Genomic DNA, 10,623 nt, shown 5'->3' on the forward strand with positions numbered 1-10,623 from the left:
CCCCTTACGCGTGTCCTGGGAAGGCAGGTTCGTCCGGGGGCGTGGCGGCCTACGCCTCCGTGCCGTCGCGCCGGGTCATCCGGGCCGCCGAGGCGATCGTGGAGCGGGCCTCGCGTTCCGTCAGGCCCGTACGGGTCGCGGCCTCCACGAGGGCGTTCGTGAGGCTGTCGCCGAGGTCGCTCTCGTAGGCGCGGCAAGCGGCCCAGAACAGGCGGGTGTTGCGCTGGCCCTCATGCGCCGCGAGCACGAACTGGACCAGGCCCTGGCCGTGTTGGCCCGCATGTGCCGGTGACGGGTGGTGCGCGCGTGGCGGGGGCGTGAGCAGCCGCAGGAGCGCGGGCGGGCAGGGCGCGACGGGCAGGTGGGCGGTTCCTGGGACCGCGCTGTAGACGCCCTGGGCCGTGCGGGAGCCGGGGCCCACGAGATAGCCGCCCGCGCCACGGATGTCGATGCCCGGCGCGAGGCGTCCCGCCGAGTTGGGGACCACGACGTCCGGCGGTCCGGACAGCCACACATGACGGCCGCCGCTGGGCGTGGCCACGACGACGGTGTCCGGGATCGTGAAGAGGTGGCGCAGCGCCAGTTCGCGCAGTGCGGCCGAGGAGTCCGTACCGGACTTGGTGTCGAGGTCGACGCCGATGAGGTGGTGCGGGGGCAGCCCGCACGCGATGCCGTAGCCGGTGGCGCGGGGCGCCGCCGCGAAGAGATCACGGATGCGGCCCGGGTCGGTCGTGGCGTCGTACACGCCGTGGCCGGGGCGGCCGCACTCGCCGTGGCACGGGGCCGGGTCGGCTTCGTCGCGGTGCGGGGAGCGCAGGGCGGGGAGCTTCGTGCGGGAGAGCGGGATCACGGCCAGTCCGCGCTCGGCGGCGGAGAGGGCGTGGGCGAGGGCCAGGGTCGCAAGGGGCACTGCATGCCGGTCGGTGGTGGCCATACCTCCATGTTCGTACGAATGTTCGAGTAAAGGAAGGGGGGCTCGCCCGGGTGGAGCGTATTTACCAAAAATGCGCCGAAACGCTTCAGCCCCTGCGGCGGCCGACCTGTGCTGTGCCGGTGGGACGCAATCCCGGCTGAGCTGGGCCTTTAAGGGCGCGAAGCATGTTTATCGACATGTCCTCACGCTTGCGGGGGAATACCACCTTCCGGACTGGTTCGACGGGGATTCGGTGGGCAATTCTGATCTCGCGACGTCGTGAGCAACGACCGAGGCGGTCGGCCAACTGCCTTGGATCAACCAGCAGTTATCGCTTCTTGGAGGAATTGACATGGCACACATCCGTACCGCCCGCGCCCTCGCCGCCGTCGCCGCCCTGCCCCTCGCGGCAGCCCTCTTCTCGGGGGTGGCGATGGCTGACAACGGGTCCTTCGCGGACAACGGATCGAACGCGGGTGTGGCGACCGTGAGCGGCAGTGGTGTCGGCGGCAGCAACCACGGCAACTCGTCCACCGGTCAGCAGCAGGCGGTGGGCTCCGGCGCCTCGAACCAGAACAACACGGCCCAGGTGAACGGTTCCGCGTTCACGGCCATCGACCAGTCGAACGAGAACATCGCGGTGAACTTCACCGAGCTCTGGTAGCCGGCCGGCTCCTGTCGGCGGGGGCCATTTCCAGGGGTGCGTGACATCTGTGCGGCGGTGCTTCGGCATCGCCGCACAGGCGTTTTCGGGCACCGAGCGGCCCTTCACGCGCGCGTGCTGATCCCTTGACACCCGTACCGAACCTGGCGGACAGTCGTACCGAATCTGACGGTCAGTCAGAAAGCTTCCCTCGTAAGCAGACAGTCAGAGACCCTTGTTCGTACGAGGTCCGGGAGGGCCGCCGCCGTGCACCTCGCCCCCACCGAGCGCCAGCAGGAACTCCGCGCCGAACTGCGCGCCTACTTCCGGCAACTGATGCCGGACGGGCCGCCCGCCCACGACGATCGAACGGCCCAGCGGCACCTGCTGCGTCGCATCGGTGCCGACGGCCTCCTAGGGCTCGGCTGGCCCGTCGAGTACGGCGGCCAGGGCCGGGGCCCCGACGAGCAGTTCGTCTTCTTCGACGAGGCGTACCGTGCGGGCGCGCCGGTCTCCATGGTGACCCTGAACACCGTCGGACCGACCCTGATCAAGTACGGGACCGAGGAGCAGAAGGCGTACTTCCTGCCGCGGATCCTCGAGGGGGAGCTGGTCTTCGCGATCGGGTACAGCGAGCCGTCGGCGGGGACCGATCTGGCCTCGCTGCGGACTCGGGCGGTCCGCGACGGCGATGACTGGATCATCGACGGGCAGAAGGTCTTCACGTCGAACGCGCAGAACGCCGACTGGATCTGGCTGGCCTGCCGCACGGACCCAGAAGCCGCCAAGCACCAGGGCATCTCGATCATTCTCGTTCCGACGGACGCCGCCGGCTTCAGCTGGACGCCCATCGAGACCGTCGGCGGGCTGACCACGACCGCCACGTACTACGACGGGATCCGCGTTCCCGCCTCGCATCTCGTCGGGGACGAGAACGGTGGCTGGGGTCTCATCACCAATCAGCTCAACCATGAGCGGGTCGCGCTCGCCGCGATCGGGATGCAGGCGGAGGACTTCTACGCGGCGGTGCTCGAAGCGGTTCGTTCACCCGATCCGGTGACGGGGGCGCGCCGGATCGACCTGCCGTGGGTGCGGTCGCGGCTGGCCGAGGTGCATGCCCGACTGGCGGCAACGCGCCTGCTCAACTGGCGTTTGGTGGGGGACGTCGGGGCGGGGCGGCTCGCGCCGGGCGACGCGAGCGGCGTGAAATTCATGGGAACCGAATCGGCGGTCGAGGTGTACCGAATGTGTCAGGAGATCGCGGGCGACGCGGCGCTGGTTCGAGCCGGGTCGCCTGGGGCGTTCGGGGGCGGGGCTGGTGGTGACGCGGGCGTTGGGTCCGGTGGTGGCGGGTCGGGCGATGGCGCTCGGGGCGGGACGGCGGAGGGGGAGTTGGAGCGGATGAACAGGGCGGCGCAGATCAACACGTTCGGGGGCGGCGTGAGCGAGGTGCAGAGGGAGATCGTCGCGACGATGCGGCTCGGGATGAGGAGGGGGCGGCGGTGACCGGCGAGATGACGTACGCGGCGCTGAAGGCTTTCGAAGGGCTGCCCGCGGCCACCGCGGGGGTCGGCAAGGACCTGGTCAACGTGCCGATGATCAGGCACTGGTGCGAGGCGATGGGGGACACCAGTCCCGCGTACGTGGGGCCCGATGCCATAGCGCCGCCGACCATGCTCCAGGCCTGGACGATGGGTGGGCTCTCCGGGCACCAGGGGCGCAGCGGCGCCTACGACGAGCTGTTCGCGCTGCTGGACGGCGCGGGGTACACCTCGGTCGTCGCCACCGACTGCGAGCAGGAGTATCTGCGTCCGCTGCGGCCCGGTGACACGATCACTTTCGACGCGGTGATCGAGTCGGTGTCCGAGCGCAAGACGACGAAGCTGGGCACGGGGCACTTCGTCACGACGCGCATGGACGTCAGGGCGGGCGGCGAGATCGCCGGGACGCATCGCTTCCGGATCCTCAAGTACGCTCCCGCGGCGCGGGCAGGGCGTGCGGTGGGGGGAGCGCGGGGGCAGCAGGCCCTGCGGCCCCGTCCGGTGGTGAACCGGGACAACGCGGGGTTCTGGGAAGGGGTCCGTGAGCACCGCCTCCTCATCCAGCGGTGCGAGGGGTGCGGGACGCTGCGCTTTCCCTGGCTGCCGGGGTGCGGCGCGTGCGCCTCGCAGGACTGGGACACGGTCGAGGCGAGCGGCGAGGGGACCGTCTTCTCGTACGTGGTGATGCACCACCCGCCCTTCCCGGCCTTCGACCCGCCGTACGCGGTGGGTCTGGTCGAGCTGGCCGAAGGTGTCCGGATCATCAGCAATGTGGTCGGGGTGCCATACGACAAGGTCCGCATAGGGATGCCGGTACGGCTCGAATTCCTGCCGGTGGACGAGGAGTTGGTGCTGCCGGTCTTCCGGGCCGGTGACGGTTCGGGTGCCGCTGCGGGAGGGGAGGGCTGACGTGGACTTCACACCTACGCAGGACCAGGCGGCTGCTGCCGGTCTGGCCGCGCGGATCTTCGGTGACCTGTCGACCCCCGAGCGTCTCGCGGCGGCCGGCACCGTCACGGACCCCGAGCTGTGGAAGGCGCTCGGCTCCGCCGGTCTGCCGGGGGCGGTGGAGGAGACCGGGCTGCTCGGACTCGTGCTGATGCTGGAGGAGCAGGGCCGGACGACGGCGCAGGTGCCGTTCGCCGCCAGTTGCGTGTACGGGCTGCTCGCGGTGGCGGAGCATGGCACCTCCGAGCAGCGGGACCGGCTGCTGCCGGGTCTGCGGGACGGGACGGAGGTGGCCACGGGGGCGTTTCCGGCGCGGGCCGGGGTGCGGGTCGACGGTGCGGAGGAAGGAGAGGCAAGGGAAGCGGGGGAAGCAGGGACCGGTGGGGACACGGGGCGGCTCACGGGGGTGGTGCCCTGGGTTCCGTGGCTTCGGGACGCGTCCTGGGTTCTGGTGGCGACGGCCGACCGGGGTCTGTGGACAGTGCGTACGGGCGATGCCGGCTGCGATGCGGTCGAGCTCAGCGCGCCCTGGTCGGCGGGCCGGCTCGTTCTCGACGGGGCGCCGGCGGAGCGGCTCGGCGGGGCCGGTGCGTACGACCATGTGCTGGCGATGGCCCGGACCGCGTTCGCGGGGCTCCAGTCCGGGGTCTGCGCGGGGTCGCTGGCGCGGGCCGTGGAGTACACGAACGAGCGGGAGCAGTTCGGGAGACCACTCGCCGCCAAGCAGGGGGTCCAACTACGGGCAGCTGACGCCTATATGGATACGGAGGCCATCCGTGTCACCGCGTACGAGGCGGCATGGCGACGGGACGAGGGGCTGCCCTACGCGGACCATGCGCTGACCGCGGCCTGGTGGGCATCCGAGGCGGGCAGACGGGTCGTGCACGCGGGGCAGCATCTGCACGGCGGCATGGGCGCCGACCTGGAGCATCCCGTGCACCGGCATTTCCTGTGGGGCAGACAGCTCGACGCCTATCTGGGATGCGGGGGTGAACTGCTCGCGGAGCTGGGCGACCTGATTGCCGGAGACGACGGGAGCGGTGCGGAGGGGGCGGGGACGACGTGGGCGCGGAAGTGAAGGCGGAGAGGGAGGGAATGGATCAGGAGGAGGAAGTCGCTGTGGCGGAGGCAGCTGTGGGGATCGGCACGGAGCTGGCGCCGCTGGAGATTCCGGTCACCCGGACGCTGATCGTCTCCGGGGCCATCGCGTCCCGTGACTACCAGGACGTGCACCACGACGCGGAGCTCGCCAGGGAGAAGGGCTCCCCCGACATCTTCATGAACATCCTGACGACGAACGGACTCGTCGGCCGTTACGTCACCGATCACTTCGGCCCCGCAGCGGTGCTGCGCAAGGTCGCGATACGGCTGGGCGCGCCCAACTACCCAGGAGACACCATGGTGTTGACCGGGAGGGTGGCTGAGGTCCAACAGGGAGCCGCCGGTGGGAGCGGGCACGGGAGCGAGTCCGAGGGCGGGGGCGCCACGGTGGTGGTGCGGATCGTCGGGGCCAACGGGCTGGGCAAGCACGTCACCGGGACGGTGACAGTCACCCTCCCGAGCACTCCGAACCCCACGAGCACGCCGTCCCGTCCCTCGGCGTCGGGGAGGCCGGCATGAGCGTGCGGGCGAAGGACGGTCTTGGCGGGCGGGCGGCGATCGTCGGGATCGGGGCGACCGAGTTCTCCAAGGACTCCGGGCGCAGTGAGCTGAAGCTGGCGGTGGAGGCGGTGGGAGCGGCGCTGGACGACGCCGGGCTCTCTCCCGCCGATGTCGACGGCATGGTCACGTTCACCATGGACACCAGCCCGGAGATCACCGTTGCGCAGGCCGCCGGTATAGGGGATCTCTCCTTCTTCTCCCGGGTCCACTACGGCGGTGGTGCAGCCTGCGCCACCGTGCATCAGGCCGCGCTCGCCGTGGCGACCGGGGTGGCCGAAGTGGTCGTCTGCTACCGGGCGTTCAATGAGCGCTCCGGCAGGAGGTTCGGCTCCGGGGTGCAGCATCGGGAGCCGTCGGCGGAGGGGGTGGCGCTCGGCTGGGCACTGCCGTTCGGGCTGCTCACCCCCGCGTCGTGGGTGGCGATGGCGGCGCAGCGCTATCTCCACGCGTACGGCCTGGGCCCCGAGGCGTTCGGCCATGTAGCTGTCATGGACCGCGCGTACGCGGCCACCAATCCGGCGGCGTACTTCCACGGGAAGCCGATCACGCTGGAGGACCATGCGGCGTCGCGGTGGATCGTGGAGCCGTTGCGGCTGCTCGACTGCTGTCAGGAGACCGACGGCGGGCAGGCGATCGTCGTCACCAGCGTCGAGCGGGCCCGCGACCTGCCGCACCGGCCCGCCGTGATCACGGCGGCGGCCCAGGGGGCCGGGCGCAACCAGGAGCAGATGACGAGTTTCTACCGGGACGACATGACGGGCCTGCCCGAAATGGGTGTCGTGGCACGGCAGTTGTGGCGGTCGGCGGGGCTGGCGCCGGGCGAGATAGACGTGGGGATCCTCTACGACCACTTCACGCCGTTCGTGCTGATGCAGCTGGAGGAGTTCGGCTTCTGCGGTCCGGGTGAGGCGGCGGACTTCGTGGCGGAGCGACGGCTCCCGCTCAACACGCACGGCGGGCAGCTCGGCGAGGCGTACCTGCACGGGATGAACGGCATAGCGGAGGCCGTCAGGCAGATGCGGGGCACGGCGGTGAACCAGATAGCCGGCGCCGCCACGGCGCTGGTGACCGCGGGGACCGGCGTCCCCACATCGGGTCTGATTCTGGGAGCGGACGGCTGAACGCGGGGTGTGTCCCGGGGCCGGTCCGCACCCCGGCCCCTTCACTCGCCCTATGCACCGCACTTGCCCTATGCGCCGCACTCGCCGCAGGCACCGCCGGAAGCTGGTTGTGGGGCTGGTGCTGGTTCTGATGGCGCTGACCGCCCTCCCCGCGTCGGCGCGGGCCGAACCCGGCCTCCCCCGGCCGACTCCGACGCACGACCCCGACCCTGACCCCGACGCCCACCCTGTCCCTCTGGTCGACCTCGCGCCGCCGGCACCCGCTGCCTTCCCCGACTCCGTCCTCGACGACAACGCTGCATTCGACGACCCGGCCCCGGCCTCAGAACCGGCCCAGGCCCCAGACCCAGACCCGGCCCCAGAACCGGCCCCGGCCCCGGCTGGTGGTCCCTCCTCCGAAACCCTGCTGCCCCCGCTCTCCAACCCGCGGATGTTCCGCGGGTTGGCGTTCGACACCTGCATGGCGCCGTCGCTCGACACCATGCGGCGGTGGCGGGCGTCGAAGTACGGGGCGGTGGGCGTGTACTACGGGGGCCGCGGGCGAGCCTGTCCTCATCAGCCCCGGCTCGGGCACCGTTGGATGAAGGGGGTTCAGCGGCTGGGGTGGCGGGTGCTGCCGGTGTACGTCGGTTCGCAGTCGCCGTGTGTGGTCGGGTGGGCCAAGAAGGAGCACCGCATCGGCCGGCCCGCCTGGAGCGAGGGCGTGCGGGAGGGACGGGACGCCGTACGCCGGGCGTGGGCCGTCGGCATCCGGCCGGGCAGCCCGCTCTATCTCGACATGGAGGCATACAAGTACCGGCAGAAGAAGTGCGCCCGCACGACGCTCGCCTTTGTGCGGGGCTGGGACCGGCAGGTGCGCGGGAAGGGGTACGTGCCGGGGTTCTACAGCAGTGTGGACTCCGGGGCGGCGCACATGCGGGCCGCGGCGCGGGCGGGGGTGCGGGATCTGCCGTCGGTGATCTGGTTCGCACGCTGGCACACGCGGCCGCGGCTGTCCCGGGAGCCCGTGCTGTGGCGGTCCGCCTGGAGCCGGCAGCGCAGGATCCACCAGTACGCGGGGAACGTGAAGGAGCGGCACGGCGGGCGGACCCTCGTCATCGACCGGAATCTGGTGCACGCGCCGGTGGCCCGCATCCGATGAGCCGTCCCGGTCCGCGGGAGTGGCAGAGTGGAACGAAGCCCATGGAATGGCTCTCAGGGGTGAACCCTCAGGGGTGCGTACCGCGTCCTCCACCCTCAGGAGGTGGGGATACCACCACTCCTACAACCTGAGGCGGACATCGCTTCGGGACCTGCGGCCGATCCGCGAGGGTAGGGGGCGCTCCTAGCGTGGAGCCATGACCGCAACCATGGCGCCTGTCTGCTCCAGTGCATCGGATGCCGCGACGCGCAGCGCGCCGCGAGCCGCGATGACGCCTCACTCTTCCCACCCGGCGCCGTACACGCCGGCCGCCCACTCGACGCCGTACGGGCCGCACAAGTCGTACCCGTCGTTCGCGTCGTACGTGCGGGCGCGGCAGCCCGTGCTGCTGCGGACCGCCCGGTCGCTGACGGCGAACCCGTGCGATGCCGAGGACCTGCTCCAGACCGCGCTCACCAAGACATATGTGGCGTGGGACCGCATCGAGGACCACCGCGCACTCGACGGTTATGTGCGCCGGGCCCTGCTGAACACGCGAACGTCGCAGTGGCGTAAGCGGAAGGTCGACGAGTTCGCCTGCGACGAGCTGCCCGAGCCGGAGACAGTGGCGGCGGCCGACCCCGCCGAGCATCAGGCCCTGCACGACGCGATGTGGCGCGCGATCATGAAACTGCCGGCCCGTCAGCGCGCGATGGTCGTCCTGCGGTACTACGAGGACCTGAGCGAGGTTCAGACGGCCGAGGTGCTCGGGGTGTCCGTCGGCACGGTCAAGAGCGCGGTGTCGCGGGCCCTCGGCAAGCTCCGCGAGGACCCGGAACTGCGCCCGGCCCAGAGCTGAGCAGGACGACTCCCTGATCGATCATTCCCGGGGCTAGTGACATACCGACTGGTATGCGGTGAGAATCGGCGGAACATTACTGCGCCGTAGCGCCCACCGGGAGGACGCCGTGCTGAGCACGATGCAGGACGTACCACTGCTGATCTCGAGGATCCTGACCCATGGGTCGACGATCCACGGCACGTCCCAGGTGACCACCTGGGCCGGTGAGAGCGGGCCGCAGCGCCGGAGCTTCGCCGAGATCGGCGACCGTAGCGCCCAGCTGGCGCACGCTCTGCGCGACGACCTCGGCATCGTGGACGACGACCGCGTGGCGACCCTGATGTGGAACAACGCGGACCACGTCGAGGCCTACTTCGCGATCCCCTCCATGGGCGCCGTACTGCACACCCTGAACCTGCGGCTTCCCGCCGAGCAGCTGGTGTGGATCGTCAACCACGCCGCCGACCGCGTGATCATCGTCAACGGCTCCCTGCTGCCGCTGCTCGCGCCGCTCCTGCCGTCCCTCACGGGCGTGGAGCACATCGTCGTCTCCGGTCCCGGCGACCGTTCGCTCCTCGACGGAGCGCGCCCCCAGGTCCACGAGTACGAGGAGCTCATCGCCGGAAAGCCGGTCACGTACGACTGGCCGCAGCTCGACGAGCGCCAGGCCGCCGCGCTCTGCTACACCTCCGGCACCACCGGCGACCCCAAGGGCGTTGTCTACTCGCACCGTTCGATCTACCTGCACTCCATGCAGGTCAACATGACGCAGTCCATGGGCCTGACCGACGAGGACACCTCGCTCGTCGTGGTGCCGCAGTTCCATGTGAACGCGTGGGGCCTGCCGCACGCGACGTTCATGACCGGCGTGCACATGCTGATGCCGGACCGCTTCCTCCAGCCCGCGCCGCTCGCCGAGATGATCGAGAGCGAGCGCCCCACGCACGCGGCGGCCGTCCCCACCATCTGGCAGGGCCTGCTCGCGGAGCTCACCGCGAAGCCTCGCGACGTGAGTTCGCTCGGGCAGGTCACCATCGGCGGCTCGGCCTGTCCGCCCTCGCTCATGAAGGCCTTCGACGAGCTCGGCATGCGGGTCTGCCACGCCTGGGGCATGACGGAGACGTCTCCCCTCGGCACGGTCGCCCGGCCGCCGGCCGCGGCAGTCGGCACCGACGAGGAGTTCGCGTACCGCCTCACCCAGGGCCGGTTCCCGGCCGGCGTCGAGGCGCGGCTCTCGGGCCCCGGCGGCGAACTGCTGGCCTGGGACGGCGAGTCGGCCGGTGAGCTGGAGGTCCGCGGGCCGTGGATAGCGGGTGCGTACTACTCGGGCCCCGACAGCGAACCGCTGCGTCCCGCCGACAAGTTCAGCGACGACGGCTGGCTCAAGACGGGCGACGTCGGCACGATCAGCCCCGATGGCTTCCTCACCCTTACCGACCGCGCCAAGGACGTCATCAAGTCCGGTGGTGAGTGGATCAGCAGCGTCGACCTCGAGAACGCCCTGATGTCCCACCCGGACATCGCCGAGGCGGCCGTTGTGGCCGTACCCGACGAGAAGTGGGGCGAGCGCCCGCTCGCCACCGTGGTCCTGAAGGACGGCGCGAGCGCCGACTTCGAGACCCTGCGCGCGTTCCTCGGCGAGAAGGTCGCCAAGTGGCAGCTCCCTGAGCGCTGGACGGTGATCACCGCGGTGCCGAAGACGAGCGTCGGTAAGTTCGACAAGAAGGTGCTGCGCAAGCAGTACGCCGAAGGGGAGCTGGACATCACGCGGCTCTGAGCCCACAGCTCAGCGACGGTTTCACGTGAAACAGGGGCGCCCGAACGGGCCGCCCCT

At 70.8% G+C, this 10,623-nt stretch carries 10 protein-coding genes; 9 read left to right on the forward strand and 1 reads right to left on the reverse strand.

Translation table 11 applies throughout. From position 1 onward, the window contains the following. Nucleotides 1-49: 49 nt before the first annotated feature. Nucleotides 50-934 carry a bifunctional DNA primase/polymerase gene (locus ACWIGU_RS10755; protein ID WP_454399477.1) on the reverse strand — a complete coding sequence of 295 codons (885 nt, stop codon included), beginning with the start codon at nucleotides 932-934 and terminating at the stop codon, nucleotides 50-52. Nucleotides 935-1,265: 331 nt separating this feature from the next. Here ACWIGU_RS10755 and ACWIGU_RS10760 point away from each other — a divergent pair, with 331 nt between their 5' ends. From ACWIGU_RS10760 to ACWIGU_RS10800, 9 genes are all read left to right on the forward strand, one after another. Beyond that, on the forward strand, nucleotides 1,266-1,577 hold the full coding sequence (locus tag ACWIGU_RS10760) for a hypothetical protein (RefSeq protein WP_454399479.1): 312 nt from the start codon (nucleotides 1,266-1,268) through the stop codon (nucleotides 1,575-1,577). A 246-nt stretch (nucleotides 1,578-1,823) separates the two neighbouring features. Next, complete coding sequence (locus ACWIGU_RS10765; protein ID WP_454399481.1) at nucleotides 1,824-3,062, forward strand: acyl-CoA dehydrogenase family protein; 1,239 nt, start codon at nucleotides 1,824-1,826, stop codon at nucleotides 3,060-3,062. An 8-nt stretch (nucleotides 3,063-3,070) separates the two neighbouring features. Beyond that, the gene (locus ACWIGU_RS10770) at nucleotides 3,071-4,006 is read left to right on the forward strand and encodes a bifunctional MaoC family dehydratase N-terminal/OB-fold nucleic acid binding domain-containing protein (RefSeq protein ID WP_454399676.1); all 936 of its coding nucleotides are present in this window, start codon (nucleotides 3,071-3,073) and stop codon (nucleotides 4,004-4,006) included. A 1-nt stretch (nucleotide 4,007) separates the two neighbouring features. Continuing rightward, nucleotides 4,008-5,123: an acyl-CoA dehydrogenase family protein gene (locus ACWIGU_RS10775; RefSeq protein ID WP_454399483.1), complete on the forward strand. Its 1,116-nt coding sequence runs from the start codon at nucleotides 4,008-4,010 to the stop codon at nucleotides 5,121-5,123. A 17-nt stretch (nucleotides 5,124-5,140) separates the two neighbouring features. Next, nucleotides 5,141-5,665, forward strand: coding sequence for a MaoC family dehydratase (locus ACWIGU_RS10780; protein ID WP_454399677.1), 525 nt, complete (start codon nucleotides 5,141-5,143; stop codon nucleotides 5,663-5,665). Then, entirely contained in the window at nucleotides 5,662-6,828 is a 1,167-nt protein-coding gene (locus ACWIGU_RS10785) for a lipid-transfer protein (RefSeq protein WP_454399485.1), read from the forward strand. Before ACWIGU_RS10780 ends, ACWIGU_RS10785 begins: the two co-directional genes overlap by 4 nt. A gap of 70 nt (nucleotides 6,829-6,898) precedes the next feature. Beyond that, nucleotides 6,899-7,969 carry a DUF1906 domain-containing protein gene (locus ACWIGU_RS10790; protein ID WP_454399487.1) on the forward strand — a complete coding sequence of 357 codons (1,071 nt, stop codon included), beginning with the start codon at nucleotides 6,899-6,901 and terminating at the stop codon, nucleotides 7,967-7,969. Nucleotides 7,970-8,165: 196 nt separating this feature from the next. After that, nucleotides 8,166-8,807, forward strand: coding sequence for a SigE family RNA polymerase sigma factor (locus ACWIGU_RS10795; RefSeq protein WP_454399489.1), 642 nt, complete (start codon nucleotides 8,166-8,168; stop codon nucleotides 8,805-8,807). A 109-nt stretch (nucleotides 8,808-8,916) separates the two neighbouring features. Further along, nucleotides 8,917-10,566: a long-chain fatty acid--CoA ligase gene (locus ACWIGU_RS10800; RefSeq protein WP_454399491.1), complete on the forward strand. Its 1,650-nt coding sequence runs from the start codon at nucleotides 8,917-8,919 to the stop codon at nucleotides 10,564-10,566. Nucleotides 10,567-10,623 lie beyond the last annotated feature (57 nt).

The sequence above is a fragment of the Streptomyces sp. NPDC055400 genome (assembly GCF_053644375.1).

Coding starts and splice junctions, on each gene's coding strand:
- ACWIGU_RS10755 (WP_454399477.1), bottom strand. CDS start 934: ATGGCCACCACCGACCGGCATGCAGTGCCCCTTGCGACCCTGGCCCTC.
- ACWIGU_RS10760 (WP_454399479.1), top strand. CDS start 1,266: ATGGCACACATCCGTACCGCCCGCGCCCTCGCCGCCGTCGCCGCCCTG.
- ACWIGU_RS10770 (WP_454399676.1), top strand. CDS start 3,071: ATGACGTACGCGGCGCTGAAGGCTTTCGAAGGGCTGCCCGCGGCCACC.
- ACWIGU_RS10780 (WP_454399677.1), top strand. CDS start 5,141: ATGGATCAGGAGGAGGAAGTCGCTGTGGCGGAGGCAGCTGTGGGGATC.
- ACWIGU_RS10785 (WP_454399485.1), top strand. CDS start 5,662: ATGAGCGTGCGGGCGAAGGACGGTCTTGGCGGGCGGGCGGCGATCGTC.
- ACWIGU_RS10790 (WP_454399487.1), top strand. CDS start 6,899: ATGCGCCGCACTCGCCGCAGGCACCGCCGGAAGCTGGTTGTGGGGCTG.
- ACWIGU_RS10795 (WP_454399489.1), top strand. CDS start 8,166: ATGACCGCAACCATGGCGCCTGTCTGCTCCAGTGCATCGGATGCCGCG.